General features: G+C 64.9%; 13 protein-coding genes. 11 read left to right on the top strand and 2 right to left on the bottom strand.

The window, feature by feature from the left end:
* The first annotated feature begins 203 nt into the window (after window positions 1–203).
* Genes F455_RS23215 through F455_RS0111010 form a run of 3 tightly spaced genes read left to right on the top strand, consistent with a single transcriptional unit; the run spans window position 204 to window position 2535 of the window.
* Window positions 204–500 carry a PepSY domain-containing protein gene (locus F455_RS23215; RefSeq protein ID WP_033409913.1) on the top strand — a complete coding sequence of 99 codons (297 nt, stop codon included), beginning with the start codon at window positions 204–206 and terminating at the stop codon, window positions 498–500.
* Window positions 500–1162 carry a response regulator transcription factor gene (locus F455_RS0111015; RefSeq protein WP_018973344.1) on the top strand — a complete coding sequence of 221 codons (663 nt, stop codon included), beginning with the start codon at window positions 500–502 and terminating at the stop codon, window positions 1160–1162. Before F455_RS23215 ends, F455_RS0111015 begins: the two co-directional genes overlap by 1 nt.
* The gene (locus F455_RS0111010) at window positions 1162–2535 is read left to right on the top strand and encodes a sensor histidine kinase (RefSeq protein ID WP_018973343.1); all 1374 of its coding nucleotides are present in this window, start codon (window positions 1162–1164) and stop codon (window positions 2533–2535) included. The genes F455_RS0111015 and F455_RS0111010 overlap by 1 nt, the downstream gene beginning before the upstream one ends.
* A gap of 106 nt (window positions 2536–2641) precedes the next feature.
* On the opposite strand, the gene F455_RS0111005 is transcribed toward F455_RS0111010, so the two are convergent.
* On the bottom strand, window positions 2642–4795 hold the full coding sequence (locus F455_RS0111005) for a TonB-dependent siderophore receptor (RefSeq protein WP_018973342.1): 2154 nt from the start codon (window positions 4793–4795) through the stop codon (window positions 2642–2644).
* Window positions 4796–5046: 251 nt separating this feature from the next.
* Here F455_RS0111005 and F455_RS0111000 point away from each other — a divergent pair, with 251 nt between their 5' ends.
* From F455_RS0111000 to F455_RS0110975, 6 genes are read left to right on the top strand one after another with little or no spacing between them, the layout of a single operon-like run.
* Window positions 5047–6159, top strand: a complete 1113-nt coding sequence (locus F455_RS0111000) for a C45 family autoproteolytic acyltransferase/hydrolase (RefSeq protein WP_018973341.1) — start codon at window positions 5047–5049, stop codon at window positions 6157–6159.
* Window positions 6160–6171: 12 nt separating this feature from the next.
* Window positions 6172–7116, top strand: coding sequence for an ABC transporter permease (locus tag F455_RS0110995; RefSeq protein ID WP_018973340.1), 945 nt, complete (start codon window positions 6172–6174; stop codon window positions 7114–7116).
* 11 nt (window positions 7117–7127) lie between these two features.
* Window positions 7128–7940 (top strand): ABC transporter permease, encoded by an 813-nt coding sequence (locus F455_RS0110990; RefSeq protein WP_018973339.1) that lies wholly within the window; start codon window positions 7128–7130, stop codon window positions 7938–7940.
* 6 nt (window positions 7941–7946) lie between these two features.
* The gene (locus F455_RS20570) at window positions 7947–9800 is read left to right on the top strand and encodes an ABC transporter ATP-binding protein (protein WP_018973338.1); all 1854 of its coding nucleotides are present in this window, start codon (window positions 7947–7949) and stop codon (window positions 9798–9800) included.
* Complete coding sequence (locus F455_RS0110980) at window positions 9797–11245, top strand: NAD-dependent succinate-semialdehyde dehydrogenase (protein ID WP_018973337.1); 1449 nt, start codon at window positions 9797–9799, stop codon at window positions 11243–11245. The genes F455_RS20570 and F455_RS0110980 overlap by 4 nt, the downstream gene beginning before the upstream one ends.
* Before the next feature lie 10 nt (window positions 11246–11255).
* A complete protein-coding gene (locus F455_RS0110975) occupies window positions 11256–12470 on the top strand; it encodes a CaiB/BaiF CoA transferase family protein (protein ID WP_018973336.1) in 1215 nt (404 codons plus the stop codon).
* Between the two features lie 36 nt (window positions 12471–12506).
* Here the strand turns inward: F455_RS0110975 and F455_RS0110970 are convergent, their stop codons facing one another.
* A complete protein-coding gene (locus F455_RS0110970) occupies window positions 12507–14300 on the bottom strand; it encodes an amidohydrolase (RefSeq protein WP_018973335.1) in 1794 nt (597 codons plus the stop codon).
* Window positions 14301–14548: 248 nt separating this feature from the next.
* Between F455_RS0110970 and F455_RS0110965 the strand changes: the two genes are divergently transcribed.
* Together F455_RS0110965 and F455_RS0110960 are read left to right on the top strand one after the other, a co-directional pair.
* A complete protein-coding gene (locus tag F455_RS0110965; RefSeq protein ID WP_026293291.1) occupies window positions 14549–15649 on the top strand; it encodes an aminotransferase class I/II-fold pyridoxal phosphate-dependent enzyme in 1101 nt (366 codons plus the stop codon).
* A 100-nt stretch (window positions 15650–15749) separates the two neighbouring features.
* On the top strand, window positions 15750–17447 hold the full coding sequence (locus F455_RS0110960; RefSeq protein ID WP_018973333.1) for an alpha/beta fold hydrolase: 1698 nt from the start codon (window positions 15750–15752) through the stop codon (window positions 17445–17447).
* Window positions 17448–17482 lie beyond the last annotated feature (35 nt).

Here is a 17482-nt window from a genome sequence, read left to right as displayed (position 1 = left end):
GAAGACGACTCGAGGGCTTGCCCAATCGCCGCGATGGCCGGAATTTCCGTTCATGGCTAAACTCCCGATGCCTGATCGCGGCGACGCCACCTTATAAGGGCGAAGCTGACGCAAATCCGACGAGCCACGTCAGGCAAATGTCAGCGCGCTGCTGGCAGGGTGCGCCGATGACCAATCGCAGAACGTTTTTCACATTGCTTCCCATGTCCGTCGCGACGCTCGTCTTCGCCGCGAACGTGCACGCGCAGGACAAGGAGGCCGAGAAGGCGCGCCGCAAGCAGGCGCAGCAGGAGGCGTTCTCGGCGATGCGGCGCGGCGAGATCCTGCCGCTGACCAAGATCCTCGCGATCGCGCTGGCCAAGGTCCCCGGCGACGTCGTCGAAGTCGAGTTCAAGGGCGGTCCGATCTACGAGGTCAAGGTGCTCACCGCTAGCGGCCGCCTGCGCGAGGTCGTGCTCGACGCGCGCACCGGCAACTTGATCAAGATCGAGGACGAGTAGTGAGGGCCCTGCTGGTCGAGGACGATCCCGATGTCGGCGCCGACGTAGCCGATGCGCTGCGTGCGGCCGGCTTCGTCGTCGATCTGTGCCCGAACGGTGAGGAGGCCTGGTTCAAGGGCGATGTCGAGGACTACGAGATCGCCGTGCTCGATCTCGGCCTGCCGCGTCTCGATGGCCTCTCCGTGCTGCGCCGCTGGCGCAGCAGCGGTCGCGAATTTCCCGTACTGATCCTGTCCGCGCGCGGCGATTGGACCGAGAAAGTGCAGGGCATCGAAACCGGCGCCGACGATTATCTGGCCAAGCCGTTCGAGATGGGCGAGCTGATCGTGCGCGTGCGCGCGCTGGTGCGACGCGCGGCCGGCCGCACCTCGTCCGTGCTCGACTGCGGGCGGCTCAAGCTCGACACGCGGCGCATGTCGGCCACGCTCGACGGCAAGCCCGTGCCGTTGTCGCCGCTGGAGTTCCGTTTCTTCGACTATCTCGCCCACAACGCCGACCGCGCCGTGTCCGCGGGCGAATTGGCCGAGCATCTCTACGGCGCCGCCGAGTCGGGTGACACGAATGCGATCGAGGCGCTCGTGATGCGCTTGCGGCGCAAGTTCGGCGCCGACGTCGTGCAGACTCGGCGCGGTTTCGGCTACCTGCTGGCGGATCCCGGCTGATGGCGCGTTCGCTGCGCCTGCGACTACTGATCGGCGCGGCGGCGGCGGTGTTCGTCGCCATGTTGCTCGCGTGGGTCATCATGATGGTGCTGTTCGCCCATCACATCGAGCGGCGTGCGGCGAAGGAGCTCACCTACGATGCGGTGGAGCTTGTCTCCCGCCTGCGGCTCGGCGACGACGGCGTGCCCGTCATCGACGACTCGCCGCACGACGCGCGCTACGAGAAGCCGGACAGCGGTTACTACTGGCAATTGACCACGAAGCGAGGCGCGCTGCGCTCGCACTCGCTCTGGGACGAATCGCTGCCGGTGGTCGACCTCGACGCGGCGCGCGCGACCGAGTCGGCTGGCTGGACGACTCGATTCGCGCCGGGGCCGTTCGGTCGCCACGTATTCCTGCTCGAACGCAGCGTGCGCCCGGATCGCAGCGACAACAACGTGCTCGTCCAAGTTGCCGTAGATGAAGCGCAGCTGGAACATGTTCGGCGCGAATTCGGTCGCGAGCTGGCCCTGTTCCTTGCTCTGCTCTGGGCGGTGCTGTTCGGCGCAGCCTGGCTGCAGGTGCAGCTTGGCCTGCGTCCGCTGCGGCGTGTGCGCGAAGAGCTCACCGCGCTGCGCCGCGATCCGTCTGCGCGCCTGAGCCAAGTGCATCCGGTGGAAATCGCGCCGCTGACCGCGGAGATCAACGATCTCGCCGAAGCGCGCGAACGCGATCTCACGCGCGCGCGCCGCCGCGCTTCCGATCTGGCTCATTCGCTGAAGACGCCGCTCGCCGCGCTGAGTGCGCAGAGCCGGCGCGCGCGTGCGGCCGGTGCGACCGAAGCGGCCGACGGCCTCGACCGCGCAATCGCAGCCGCCTCCGCCGTGGTCGAAACCGAACTCGCGCGTTCGCGCGCGGCCGCGATCCGCGACGCGACGAACACGCAGCAATCTTCACCTCAGCTCATCGCCGAGCGCGTGATCGGCGTGATCGAGCGCACCGATGTCGGTGCGCACATCGTGTTCGAGGTCGACATCGACGCAGCCCTGCGTGCGCCGATCGCCGAAGACGATCTCACCGAAATCCTCGGCGCGCTGGTCGAAAACGCCGCGCGCTTCGCACGCCGCCGCGTGCGCGTCACGGGTGCGCGCGATGCTGGCCTCTTGCTCGTCGTAGAGGATGACGGCCAGGGCCTCGACATCAGCGCCGAGACCGCGCTCATGCGCGGCGGTCGCCTCGACGAATCCGGTACCGCGCACCACGGCCTCGGCCTGTCGATCGTGCGCGACCTCGTCGAGGCGACGGCCGGCGAGATTGAGCTCGGCCGCGCCGAGGACTTGGGTGGGTTGCGCGTCGTGCTGACCTGGCCGCAGACGCGGTTCGTCGACCGATGAAAAAACGCCCGACCCGCCGTGAGGTGCGGATCGGGCGGCCGAACTGCGCTCCGCTCAGGGCGGAGTGCAGAATGCTTCGGTTGCTTCGTCCTTGTCCAGGCTCAGCTTAGAAATCGACTCGACCGGTGAACTTCAGCGTGCGCGGCTTGCCATAGCCGAGATAGCCCGAGCCGACCGCACTCCAGTAGCTCTTGTCGGTGAGGTTGTCGACGTTGAGCTGCAGTGTGGTTTTCGCGCCGAACCATTGCGTCGTCGTGTAGCGCACACCCGCATTGAGCAGTGCGTAGCTCGGAATATTCGCCTGGTTGAGATTGTTCACCGCACGGTCGGCCATGTAGTACGCGCCGGCGTTGAAGCTCCAGCCGGGCAGGGCCTCAGGATGGTAGTCGGCGAACAGGCTCGCGGTGACGTCAGGCGTGTTTTCGGGCGTCTTGCCGATCAGAGCCGTGTTCTGCGCTTTGCGCAGTTCGGCGTCGAGGAACAGCGCCGAGGCGTACACCGACCATTCCTGCGTCAGCTCGCCGTTGACCGAGAGATCGACGCCCTGATAGTGGGTGCGACCGTCGAGGACGAAGACATTCGCCGAGTTGAGGTAGGCCGAGCCGCGCTCGATCTCGAACAGCGAGGCCGACATCGTGATGCCGGAGATCACCTCGCTGCGCACGCCGAGTTCCTTCTGCTTGCTCACCGCGGGCGGCAGCACGACGCCGCTGTTGGCCGCGGTCAGCGGCGCCGTGCCGGTTTCCTCGAGGCCCTCGATGTAGTTCGCATAGATGCTCGTGTCCTCGCGGAACTTGTAGACCGCGCCGACCGAGGGCGAGGTCTTCTCGACCTCGTACACCGGCGAACCGGTCGAGTCGTTGCGATACTTCGTGCGGCGCGCACCAGCGAGGATCTGCCAGTCTTCGCCGAGACGGATGCGGTCGAACACGTAGACGCCGCGGTCGGTGATGTCCTGCGGGCGATAGGTCGGCTTGATCGTGTAGTACGCCGGCGGCAGCACGACCGGGTCGTACAGGTTCTGCGCGATGCTGTAGGTCTGCTGCGTCGGATTGTTCTGGTTGCGCAGGTTCTGCATCGCGCCGAACGACAGCTCATGGTCGAGGAAGCCGGTCTGCACGCGCCCGTCGACCTCCGCGCGCGCATTGTTGTTGACGTATGTCTGTCCGCGCGCGATCGATTCGGTCAGCGTGCCGGCACCGGTGGCGATGTTGTACTTGGTCATCGCGGTGAACGCGCGCGCGTCGCGGTCGGTTTCCGCGCGGCCCCATTCGAACACGGCGGCCCAGGTGTCGGACAGCGTCCAGTCCAGGCGACCGAGCGCGTTCTCCGAGCCGGCCTTGCTCTTGGCCCAAGGGCCAGAGATCAGCTTGCTCGAATCGGGAATGCGCGGCAGCGCGATCTTGTTGTTGACCGCGGCGAGCAACGCGACTGCCGAGTTCTCGACCAGACGCTTGTGGAAATTTTCGTAGTCGAGCTTGAGGCTCAGGCGATCGGTCAGGCGCACGTCGAACGCGGCGCTGACCAGGCTGCGGCTGCCATCCTGATTGTCGGCGGCGGCGTGCAGCTTGCCACTGACGAGGTTGACGCGAAGGCCGTAGCGGTTGTCGTCGCCGAAGCGGCGGCCGAAGTCGGCGTGGCCGACGACCTGGTCGTTCGAGTCGTAGGAGAGGTCGAACTCGTCGACCGGTTTGTCGCGCGCGCGCTTGGTCACCATGTTGATGATGCCGGCAGGACTGGTGAAGCCGTAGTACAGCGCCGAGGAACCCTTGAGCGCTTCGACGCGCTCCTTGTCCTCCATCGGCATTTCGACGAGATTGTTGACCGGCAGCGAGCCGTTGAGGCGGTAGCTCGTGCGGTTGTCGATCGAGATACCGCGGATCGCAAGGTTCTGCGAGACGGTGTCGTTGACCTGCGCCTGGCTCACGCCGGCCGTGTTCCTGAGCACGTCGAACAGGTTGCTGACCGCCTGCGTGTCCATCACGGCGCGCGGCACTACGTTGATCGACAGCGGCACGTCGAGCATGTTCTGGTCGCGGAACGCGCCGACCTGCGAGGTCTTCGTCTGGAAGCCCTTGCCGACATCGGCGGTGACGCTGATCGTTTCGAGCTTGTGTTCATTCGTCGCTGCGGACTTGTCCGCCTCGGCGGTCTGCGCTTGCGCATCCGCCGCCGCGTCGTCCGCGCGTACCTGCGTGCAAGCAAGGGCGAGGGCGATGCAGAGCGGCAGTGCGGTCAGTCTGAAGCTGGTCGAATTCATATGTAGTTCCCCGATCATGGAAATGAAAGTAGGCGGTCCCCTCGCCAAGATCTGGCCGGCTCGCTACCCAGTGGTGCGGCCTCCTGTCATCTGTACGTCATGCTCTGGATCGGATACTATTGTATTTTGAAGTGAAAAAAAACAATTATTTTCACCTCGACGTTTCATCTAAGCAGTTCTATGCGTCATCTGGCTTGGAAAATATTGTACTACCCGTGTCATCAATACAAAATTAAACCCTGAGGATCCGCATGAACGCCGAATCGTTTCCACTGATCGACCTCGCCGGCGCGCCGCATGCGCGCGGCCGTGCCTACGGCGCCGCCGTGCCTGAACGCGTTGCACGCAGCGTCGCCCTGTACCGGGGCCAGATGCAGCGTCGCGGCCTCGACCAAGCCGAGCAGTACCGGCTGGCACGCGGTTTCTTGCCGACGATCGAGGCCTACGATCCGGCTTACCTCGAGGAGATGCACGGTATCGCCGAAGGCGCGCGCGTCGCGCTCGAGGACATCGTCATCATCAATTGTCGCACCGAGATGATGTTCGGCTACGAGACGCTCGACAAGGCCGAGCCGAAGGCCAAGCGCGAGCCTGACGACGGTTGTACGGGCATCATCGTCATGCCCGAGGCCGCGCGCGATGGTCGCTTGATCCATGCGCACAACTGGGACTGGCGCGAGGAATGCGTCGACACCGGCGTCGTCCTGCGCATCCGCTACGAGCACGCGCCAGACATCCTCGTCTTCGCCGAGGCTGGGGCGCTGGCGCGCCACGGCTTCAACAGCGCCGGCGTCGCGATCACCGGCAACTTCCTCATGTGCGAGCGCGACTACCAAAAGCCCGGCGAAGCGCCGCTAGCGCTGCTCCGACGCAAACTGCTCGAGGCGCACAATCTGGCCGGGGCGATGGCCCAGGTGTTCGGCAAGTCGCGCCTGTGCTCGAACAACCTCATGCTGAGCCACGCGGACGGCGAGGCGGTCGATCTCGAATGTGCGCCCGACGAGGTGTTCTGGATCACGCCCGAGGACGGCCTGCTCGTGCACGCCAATCACTGGATCAGCCCGATCGCGCGCGTCAAGCTGCGCGATATCGGCATACGCAACAACGCCGATTCGATCTACCGCCAACGCCGCGTCGAAGCCGCGTTGCGCGCCAAGCGCGGCGATATCGGCGTCGACGACATCAAGGCCGCGCTGTTCGACGAGTTCGGCAAGCCCGACAGCGTGCTGCGCTCGCCCAAACCAGTGAGCTTCGAAAGCATCTCCGCCACCGTGGCAACGACGATCATGGACGCGGCCGCGCGCAAAATGTGGATCGCACGCCAGCCGTACCTGAGCCGCGTCTTCGCCGAGTACACGTTGTAAGCTCGACCTGCCGTGCTGACCTACGCTGCCAAGCGCATCCTGCTCGCGATCCCGACGCTGCTGATCGTCGCGATCGCAGTCTTCGCGATGCTGCACATGATCCCGGGCGATCCTGCGCAATTGATGCTGGGCGATGTCGACAGCCCAGAGGCGCTCGCACGCCTGCGCAGCGAACTCGGCCTCGACCGCCCGCTGGCCGTGCAGTTCTTCCTGTGGATAGGGCGCGTGCTGCAAGGCGACTTCGGCACGTCGATCGGGCAGCAGCGACCGGTGCTGGAAATGCTGCTCGGCAGTTTTGCGGTGACCGCCTCGATCGTCGTGCCGGCCGTCGTGATCGCAGCGCTGCTCGCGATCCCGCTCGGCATGCTCGCGGCGTGGAAGCAGAACACCAAGGTCGACGCGGGATTGATGACGCTGGCAATCGTGTTTTTGTCGATCCCCAGTTTCTGGCTTGGCCTGCTGTTCCTGATGTTCTTCGGTCTCAAGCTCGATCTGTTTCCGGTGGTCGGCTATGTCTCGCCGTTCGAGAATTTCGGTGAAGGCATCAGCTATCTCGTCATGCCGGTGATGTCGCTCGCGCTGATCGAGACCGGCGTGATCGTGCGCATGGCGCGTGCGAGCACGATCGAGGTGCTGCGCTTGGAGTACATCACGCATGCCCGTGCCAAGGGTTTGTCGGAACCGACGATCGCGTTGCGCCACGCGCTGAAGAATACGCTTGCGCCGACCTGGACCGTGATCGGTCTGACCCTGGGCTCGCTGCTCGGCGGCGCGGTCGTCACTGAAACCGTGTTCACGATTCCCGGCATCGGTCGCCTGCTCGTCGACAGCATCTTCGCGCGCGACTATCCGGTCGTGCAGGGCGCGCTGTTGTTCATTACTGCGATCTATGTCGGCGTGAACCTGCTGATCGACCTGTCTTACCCGTTGTTCGATCCGCGCGTGAGGCTGTCGTGAGGAGCCGGTTATTGCGTCGTCCCAATGCGAAGATCGGCGCCGTGCTGATCGCGGTCATGCTGGTCGCGGCCGTATTCGGCGTGATGTATACGCCGTACGACCCGATCATCAACAACCTGCATGCGCGTCTCGTCGCGCCATCGGGCCAGCACTGGCTCGGCACCGACGAATGGGGCCGCGACGTGTTCAGCCGCCTGCTCAACGGCGCCAGCGTAAGCGTGTTCGTCAGTTTTTCCACCGTGCTCGTTTCGGTTGCGATCGGCGCGCTCGTCGGTGCGCTGACGGGCTACTTCAGCGGTTGGCCGTCGCGCTTCGTGATGCTGTTCATCGATGCCTTGCTTGCTTTTCCGTCGTTGATCATGGCGCTCGGCGTGATCGCGGTCTTCGGCGCGTCGAGCACGGGCGTGATCATCGCGCTGAGCCTGACCTACATTCCCGCGGTCGCACGCGTCGTGCGCGCAAACGTGCTCAGCCTGCGCGAAAAAGAGTATGTCGAAGCCTCGCGTGTCATGGGCAATGCGGAGTTGTATACGATGCTGCGCCATGCACTGCCGAACGCGGTCGCACCAATCATCGTGCTCGCGACCGCGTTGTTCGGCTGGGCGCTGCTCGCCGAGAGCGCACTGTCGTTCCTCGGCCTCGGTGTGCCGCCGCCCGCGTCGAGCTGGGGCGGCATGCTCGCCGACAGCCGCAACTATGTAGAGCAGGCGCCGTGGCTGGCGATCGCGCCGGGCCTGGCGATTTCGCTGTCGCTGCTCGGCGTCAACCTGTTCGGCGACGCGCTGCGCGACGAGTTCGATCCGCACATGAAGAATCTGGTCTGAACGACGATGGCCGCAGTCACGCTCCCATCCGCGTCATCGTCGAAGTCGGTGAACGACGCCGTGCTCGCGATCGAGCATCTCGACATCGGCCTGCGCACAGCCGACGGCGAGACCAAGCGCATCGTCGTCGACGCCAATTTTTCGATCGCGCCCGGCGAGACGCTCGCCCTCGTTGGCGAGTCGGGCAGCGGCAAGACCATGCTCGCGCGCGCGATCCTGCGCCTGTTGCCGCCAAATATCCGCGTGCTGAACGGCGCGATCCGTTATGCCGGCGATGACCTCGCGCATCTCGACGCCGCGCGCCTGCGCGCGCTGCGCGGCAACGCGATCGGCATGGTGTTCCAGGAGCCGATGGTCTCGCTCAATCCGGCTTTGCGCATCGGTGTGCAGATGACCGAGGCGCTGCGCCTGCATCGCGGCCTGCGCTACGACGACGCGCGCAAGCGCTGCCTCGACCTGCTCGAACGCGTGCGCATCGCCGATCCCGTCGCCTGCCTGAATGCGTATCCGCACCAGTTTTCCGGCGGCATGCGCCAACGCATCATGCTCGCCTCGACGTTGGCGATGCAGCCGAAGCTGCTGATTGCCGACGAGCCGACGACCGCGCTCGATGCGATCGTGCGGAAAGAAGTCATGGACATCATGGCTCAGCTTACGCGCGAGATGGGCACGGCCGTGCTGCTCGTCAGCCACGATCTGGGCATGGTCGCGCGTTACGCACAACGCGTCGTCGTGCTCTGTCGCGGCGAGACGATGGAGACGGGCGAGACGCGGCACGTGATCGCCGATCCGCAGCACGAGTACACGCGCAAGTTGCTGGCTTCGTTGCCCGCGCGTGTCGAGCGCGCACGTCCGGCACCAGATGGCGCAGCGCTGGTCGAAATCCGCGACCTCGACGTCGACTTCGGCAAGCCCTCGTCGCTGCTCGCGTTCTGGCGCAAACGTGAAACGTTCCGCGCCGTGCGTGGGGCGAACCTCGACCTGCACGTGGGCGAAACTCTTGCTGTCGTCGGCGAATCGGGTTCGGGCAAGACCACGATCGGGCGCGCGCTCGTGCGCCTCGTGCGCGAGAGCGGCGGCAGCATCCGCTTCGAAGGCCGCGACATCACCGCCTGCAGCAAACGCGATCTCGAAGCTTACCGGCTCAAGTCGCAGATGGTGTTCCAGGATCCGTATTCCTCGCTCGATCCGCGTATGCGTCTCGTCGACATCGTCGCCGAAGGTCTGCGTCGCATGCCGGATTTGTCGAAGCAGGCGCGCCGTGCACGCGCAAGCGCGATGCTCGCCGAGGTGGGTTTGCCGGGAGATTTCGTCGAGCGCTTCCCGCATGAACTGTCGGGTGGCCAGCGTCAGCGTGTCTGCATTGCGCGTGCGATCGTTGCCGGGCCGTGCTTTCTGGTCGCCGACGAGGCGGTGTCGGCGCTCGACGTGACCGTGCAGAAGCAGGTGCTCGCACTGCTCGAAGGCCTGCAGAAGAAGTTCGGCTTTGCCTACCTTTTCATCACCCACGATCTCGGTGTGGTCGAACAGATTGCCGACCGCGTCGCCGTGATCTACCGCGGACGCATTCTCGAAATAGGACCGCGTGATGCGATCTTCGGCGATGCACGTCATCCCTACACCTTGCGCCTGCTGCAGGCGACGCCGCGAATCCGTCGCATCGAAGGCGGCGCGGGCTATCGCCTCGAGCAGCACGCGAGCCGCGCGCAACCGCCCCCGGCAGGCTACGTCTATTTCAATCACGGCAGCATTCCTGACCAGGCCTTGAGCGAAGGCGAACCTGTGATGCTTGCCGTCGGTCCAAATCATTACGCCGCCTGCGCTGCGAGCGCGGCGCCAACGAACAAGGAATCGTCATGAACGAACTTCCCGAACTCTGCAACCAACCGAAACAACTGATCGACAACGTCTGGCGCGCCGGAAAAGGTGATGCGGTCACCGAACTGGTCAATCCGGCGAGTGGCGCGGTGCTCGCGCGCTATACCGGCGCCGCGAAGGCCGATCTCGACGATGCGCTCGAGTCGGCACGCAAGGCGTTCCCGCTCTGGCGTGCCAAACCAGCTTTCGAGCGAGGTCAGGTGCTGCGTCGCGCCGCAGCCTTGATGCGCGAACGCATCGAAACGATCGCGAGCGTGCTCACGCAGGAGGAGGGCAAGCCGCTCGCCGAAGCGCGCAGCGAAGTGCAGATTACTGCCGACATGTACGACTGGTTCGCCGAGGAAGGCGTGCGCGCCTACGGCCGCATCATCCCGCCGCGCGGACCGAATCTGCAGCAGCAGGTGCTGCGCGAACCGGTCGGCGTCAGCGCCGCGTTCGCCGCGTGGAATTTCCCGGCGCGCAATCCCGGCTACAAGATTGCCGCGGCGTTGGCCGCAGGTTGTCCGCTCATCGTCAAGCCGGCCGAGGAGACGCCGCTGACCTGCCTGCTGCTCGCACAGGCTTTGATCGATGCGGGCATGCCTCCGGGTGTCGTCAATGTCGTCTACGGCGACGCACCGGCGATCTCGGAACATCTGATCGCGAGCGCAGTGATCCGCAAGATTTCGCTGACCGGCTCGACGCGCGTCGGCCGTCTGCTCGCGGAGCTCGCTGCCAGGGATACGAAGAAGCTCACGCTCGAACTCGGCGGCCAGGCGCCTGTGCTTGTGTTCGACGACGCCGACCTTGACGCAGCGATCCCGTTGCTGGTCGCCTCGAAATTCCGCAACGCCGGTCAGACCTGTATTTCGCCGACGCGCTTCTTCGTCCAGGAAGGCGTATACAAATCTTTCATCGATGCGTTTGCGCAGACGGCGTTCGCCTTGAAACTCGGTGATGGCCTCGCCGCGGACACCACGATGGGGCCGCTGGTACGCCAGCGTCGCATCGGCGACGTGCAGGCTTTCATCGACGATGCCAAGGCGCGCGGTGCGCGCATCCTCTCCGGCACTCAGGTGAGTGATGCAAAGGGTGCCTTCCTCGCGCCGACCGTCGTCGCCGACCTCGACGACGAAGCCAAGCTGATGTGTGACGAGCCATTCGGCCCGATCATCGGCGTGACCCCGTTCAAGACATTGGACGAGGCGGTGACGCGGTCCAATCGCGTGCCCTATGGCCTCGCGGCGTATGCGTTCACGCGTTCGCTGCGCAACGCGCATGCGGTGGCGGAAGGACTCGAGGCCGGCATGATCGGCGTCAACACTTGCAAGATTTCGTATCCGGAAACTCCGTTCGGCGGTGTGAAATCTTCGGGCTACGGTTCCGAGGGCGCGATCGAGGGACTCGACGCCTTTCTCGTGACAAAATCGGTGAGCCTCGGCTACTGATTCCCGCACCATGACCGATCCGGCCACGCAGTCGCCGCGCACCGCGCCGCTGCAAGGCATCAAGGTTCTCGATCTCTCGCGCGTGCTCGCCGGGCCGTGGGCGGGGCAGATGCTCGCCGACCTCGGTGCCGACGTGGTCAAGGTCGAACGGCCGGGAGCAGGAGACGAGACACGCGCCTGGGGGCCGCCGTTCGTCAGAGACGACGTGGGCTGCGACACGCCGGAGACTGCCTACTTCGCCTGCACTAACCGCAACAAGCGCTCGCTCTGTCTGGACTTCACTGAGCCGGATGATCTCGCGCTGTTGTTGCGTTTGGTCGAGCGCGCGGATGTCGTGCTGGAAAATTTCCGTTGTGGCGATCTCGCTCGCCACGGTCTGGACTATGCGAGTCTGTGCGCGCGCAATCCGCGCCTGGTGTACTGCTCGATCACCGGCTTCGGGCAAACCGGGCCCTACGCGCAGCGCGCTGGCTACGATTTCCTTATCCAGGGCATGGGCGGCCTGATGAGCATCACCGGCCGCGCCGACGGCGAGCCCGGCGCGGGACCACAGAAGGTGGGTGTGGCGCTGACCGATGTGATGACCGGCCTGTACGCGACGATCGCGATCCAAGCGGCGCTCGCGGAACGAATGCGCTCGGGTCTGGGCCAGCACATCGATCTCGCGCTGCTCGACGTGCAGGTCGCCGCGCTTGCCAACCAGGCATCGAACTACCTTGCCGGCGGTGGCGTGCCGAAGCGCATGGGCAATGCGCATCCGAGCATCGTGCCGTACCAGGACTTTCCGACTGCCGACGGCGACATGATCGTCGCCGTCGGCAACGATGCTCAGTTCGCGCGCTTCTGCGAGGCCGTCGCGTGCCCGCAGTGGAGCACGGACGCGCGCTACGCGACCAACGAGCAACGCGTCGCGCATCGCGGTGAATTGATCGTGCAGATTCGCGCGATCACCGTCACGCGCAGCACGCGCGACTGGATCGGCGTGTTCGAGGCGGTCGGTGTTCCGTGCGGACCGATCAACGCGATCGACGAGGTATTTGCGGATCCCCAGGTCGAGGCGCGCGGTATGCGCATGGTCATGAATCACGCGCTTGCGGGCGCTTTGCCGCTGGTGGCCAACCCGATCCGCTTCTCGGAAACGCCGATCGCCTATCGCCGGCCGCCGCCGCTGCTTGGCGAGCATCGTGATGAAGTCATGCGCGAGTGGCTGAATCCGGCGGAGTAGGCGCGCGAATCATCGCGTCTCGCAGCCTGGGCAAATTCAAGGCTTGGTATAAACCACCTTGCCGTCGAAGATGGTGTAGTCGACCCTGGTTTCGAGGAGCTTTTCGGGCGAGCCGGAAAGAATGTCGCCGGAGAGCACGACGAGGTCGGCGAGCTTACCGGTGGCGATGCTGCCCTTGATGTCTTCTTCGTGCGAAGACCAGGCCGGGTTGATCGTGTATGCCGCAATCGCCTGCTCTACCGTGATCGCCTGTTCCGGGTGGAAGGCCTTGGTATCCTTGCCGGGCGCGGCGCCTGCGTGCGGCACTTCACGACGCGTCACCGCCATGTAGATGTTGCGCAGCGGATCGTAGGTCGCGAGGCTGGCCTTGTTGAATGGGCCGGGCAGGTCGGAGACGATGTTGAGGCGCAGGCCGTCGGCGATCATCGTGCGCCAGGCGAACGCGGACTTGGCGCGCTCCGTGCCGAGAATGGACTCCAGTCTGTCCGGGTCGCGCATCATGTGGTCGGGCGTGATGTCGGCGACGAGATGCAGCTTGCCCGCGCGCTCGAGATCGGCCGGCGCCGGGTACCAGACGTGGATCAGGCGATGGCGCCGCTCGCGCGGGCGGCGCGGTTCGCCGTTTGCCTTCGCCGCATCGGCATACCAGCCGACCAGCTCGCGGATCGCCTTGTCGCCGATGATATGTGTGCCGACGTCGTAGCCGGCGCGATCGGCGTCGATGATCTTCTTCGCGATCGTCTTCTCGCCCATGAAGCGGTAGGCCCAGTCGCCCGGCAGCCCCATCGTATCCTTGAGCGGCTCGAACATGAGGCCGGCATCGCCGAACGCCTTGAGCGCGCCGTAGCGCACGAACGCATCGCCCGAACCGGGGCGGATGCCGGCTCCGGCAAGTTCGTTCCAGTAGTCCAGCGGCAAAAACGCATAGACGCGCAGGCTGAGCTGGCTGCGCTTCTTCAGTTCCTCGAAGATCATTCGGTCCGAATAGCTGCGCTCGACGTAGGTCGGATAGATCTGGCGCTGCGAGATGTCCTCGTCGCGGGTGATGTCGGCGATCGAGGTGATGCCGACCGCGTTGAGCTGTGCCTCGACGCCACGCGCGCCGATCAGTTTCTGCTCGCGCGTGGCCGGCGGCATGAGTTTCTCCATCGCCTCGCCGGCGCTGCCGTAGAGCATGCCGGTGAGCGCGCCGGTCTTCGCATCGCGGCCGTACTTGCCGTTGCGCGGATCGGGCGTCTTTGCCGTGATGCGTGCGAGCCGCAGTGCCTCGCTGTTGGCGAACCAGGCGCGGTCGTAGCGGCGCAGCAGCACCGGGTGATCCGGAGTCAGCGCGTCGACCGCGCCAAGATCGGGTTCGAACGAGGCGAAATCGGCAGCGCTGCCGTTCTTCGCCTTCGCGCCCGCGGCAAAGTCGCTCCAGTCGCCACCCGTGATCCAGATGCCGACCGGCACGCGTGCGACGACTTCGGCCAGGCGCTGCATCAGCAGTTCGCGCGAGTTCACGTCGATCAGGCGCACCTGGAAGAACCAGTCCGCCGCGTTCTCGAAATGCGTGTGCGCGTCGTTGAAACCAGGCAACACGAGCCGGCCGTTGAGGTCGATCGCGCGCGTGTCCGCGCCGCGCAGCGCGAGCACTTCGGCATCGCTGCCGACCTTGACGATTCGGTTGCCGGCGACCGCGACGGCTTGTGCCACCGGCTGCTTCGCCTCGACCGTCCACACTTTGCCGTTGTACAGGATGAGGTCGGCTGGCGTCGCGGCGAGTGCCCCAATATTTGCCAGTAGCAACGATACGATGGCGAGGCAACGCATCCGCGTTTGTGACTTCATGGGTGACTCCATCAGCGCGATTCGATTGAAGCGCGTCGCTGCTCCAAAAAGCAGCTTGCAGCTCAGGCATGCAGCGGTTGTAAGTGAGAATCGATCTGCAAGACAGTTTGCAATCCGTCTAGATTGTACTAATGTCTATTATAATGCAATTGTATGCAACTGCAGATCGGACGTCCCATTGCGGCGCCACGATCCATGGGAACGGATGTCCTGCCGCCCCCCTGCCTATCGATCTTGAGGAGAGCTCCTTGCGCTACGTCCGCATGCCCATCGAAGTCGAGTCGCCGGAGGAATACGGCTACGCGCGCATCCGCTACAACCTGTCGGAAAGCTCGGTTGCCGACCGCAAGCTATCCGCTCTTGGCCTGACGATCCCCGATCTGACCCTGCTCTACGGCGAGCATCGCGGACGCGAACGCCTGCGTTCGTTGATCGCGGCACAGGGCGAGGGGATAGGGCGCGACGACGTGCTGATCACGACCGGCGCGGCCGGAGCGTTGTTCATCATTGCTACCGCTTTGCTCGGTCCGCGCGATCATTTGATCGTGATCCGTCCCAACTACGCGACGAACCTGGAAACGCCGCGCGCCATCGGCTGCGCGACGACGCATATCGATCTTAACTTCGAAACCGGCTTTCGCATCGACCTCGAGCGGATCGCGGCCAGTTTCACGCCGACAACGAAGATTCTCAGCGTGACCTGCCCGCACAATCCGACCGGCGTCATGTGTAGCGAAGCGGAACTGCGCGCCTTGGCCGAGCTTGCGCGCAGCAGCGGTTGCTGTCTGCTCGTCGACGAGACTTATCGCGACCTGGCGCTCGATGGCGCGCTGCCGCCGGCGGCTTCGTTCGGCGATCATGTGATCGGCGTGGCATCGCTGTCGAAGGCCTATGGCGTGCCCGGCATTCGCCTCGGCTGGATCGCGACGACGAACGCGAAGCTGCAGGAAACATTCCTCGCCGCGAAGGAGCAGATCAGCATCTGCGGCAGCGTCATCGACGAATGGATCGGCGAGCAGATCATGGAGAATCGCAACGCCATTCTCGAGCCCGTGCTAGCCGAAATGCGCCGTCGGCGCCAACTCGTCGGCGACTGGATCGCGCAGGAAGAGCGGCTCGAATGGGTGCCGCCAAGCGGTGGCGTGGTCTGTTTTCCGCGTATGCGCGAGACGCCTGCGGGTGGAACGGAGGCGTTCTATCGGCGTCTTCTCGACGAGCACGGCACCTACGTCGGACCGGGCCACTGGTTCGAGATGCCCGATATCTATTTCCGGCTCGGCTACGGCTGGCCGACGGCGTCCGAACTGGAGGCAGGCCTCGACGGAATATCCCGCGCGTTGCGCGGCTGAAGTCGATGCGCGTATTGGCATGCAATCTAAATTGCATTGTTTAGCTAGTTAATACAATTTAGAATCCGTGAAGATGATCTCTGAGCCAGGTCGACATGTCATGACGGAATATCGCTCCGCGCGCCTTTTGTTCGGTTTGCTCGGAACCTTTCTGCTGCAATTTCCTTTTGCAGAGGCCGCGGACAAGCCCGCGAACTCGGCGAAAGCAGAAGCGCCCGCATCATCGAATGCGCAGGAGCCGCCGTTCGAGTGCGAAGCACGCGTTGGCTATGATCGCGATCTGATCTTGCCCGGTTACCTGCTGCCGACCTCGGCTGGACCGCGCACCTGCATTCCGTTCACGAGCACGGCGGCGCGGCCGCCAGCGGGCTATCGCGGTGATTTCTACGTCGACGAATTCACCGACGCCAAGCTGCGCGAGCGCTGGCAACAATGCAAGGCCGACAAGGCCTGCTACGACCGCGTCTACAAGCAGGTCATGGCGCGCCATCCGCCGAATCGGGAATACAACGACAGCGACCCGCGGCATCGCTTCCTGCTCGGCAAGGTCGAGGAGAAGGGCGCAGACACCGATCTGAAATCGGTTCGTCGCCCGGGATTCTTCGCCGCTGCGCCCTACAACGAGCCGATCGCCAGCGCCGATGAGCAAACCTGGGTCGTCGAATTCAGCGCGCCGGCGGAACCGTACGAGCGCCTGCACAAGAACCTGACCGCCGACATCAAGCTGCGCGGCTGGTATATCCGCGGCGCCGGCATCGACAACGGCAAGCGCGGCAAGGTGCGCGCGCTGGTCGTCATGAGCGGCGGCGGCGGCGACCGCATCACCGCGATCGACGACCCCTCCGACAGTTTGTATTCGATCGATCCGAAGACAGGCGAAAGCGTCCTCAACAGTTTCCCGAACCAGACCACGGGCGCGAAAGGGCAGGCTGCATGGCGCCGCGTGCAGGACAGCCTGCATCGTGCCGGCTTCGATGTGCTCGCATTCGATCGGCGCGGCATCGGCATCTCCGGCGGCTACAGTGACACGAATACGCTGCAGCAGGGCCGCGACCTGTTGAACATCGTCGCCAGCCTGCGTACCGGTGCGGGTCTGCGCGCGCTGTCGCCGCGCGGCGAAACCATCCAAGGCCGACTTGCGGCGACGGCGATCCGTGGCGTAACGCCCGATACGGGTTTGCCGGTGCTGCTGCTCGGCAATTCACGCGGCACGATGGCGACTTCGTGGGCGATGACGATGAATTTCGACAAAGATTGCAGCTATGACCTGGCGCAGATCGCATGCCGGGCGCCAGTCGACGACCGCACGATCAAGGGCGCGATCCTCGTTGCCGAATTCTCGGCCGGCGCCGGCCACGTCCCCGCGCAGACCACGGCGGTCGACGACGGCCGCGGTCCGGGACGCGATCGCGGCCTGTTCATCGGTGGCATCGAGGTCGAGCACAACATCGTGTTCTTTCCGAGCTCGGCGCCGCTCGCCGGCATCGCGAAATGGCCGAACGCGTTCTTCGCGCGTGGTCTGTGGTGCTACGCGAGTGGGCTCGAGGGCACGATCGATGCGTACAACCGGGTGAAGGGACTGAAGGATCTCGTCGTCGTGCGCGGCCCGCATCCGTACGAGACCTGGCCCGAGCAAGAACAGCAGCGCATGCAGGAGCGCATGATCGCCTACGCGCAGGCCGTGGTGCTCGGCCGCAAGACCATCGAAGGGCGCCGCACCTGGTCGAACATGAAGGAGTTGGTCGCCACGACGAGCGACGTGTGGGAAGCGTCGACGCGCCCGACCGTGACGCCCTGAGCTCACGCCAGCCGCCTGCGACCGACTCTGCGGCC

The organism is Rudaea cellulosilytica DSM 22992 (assembly GCF_000378125.1).
GTDB lineage: Bacteria > Pseudomonadota > Gammaproteobacteria > Xanthomonadales > Rhodanobacteraceae > Rudaea > Rudaea cellulosilytica.
Note: the sequence above shows the minus strand (reverse complement) of the source record. Positions and strands in the feature narration are given on the sequence as shown.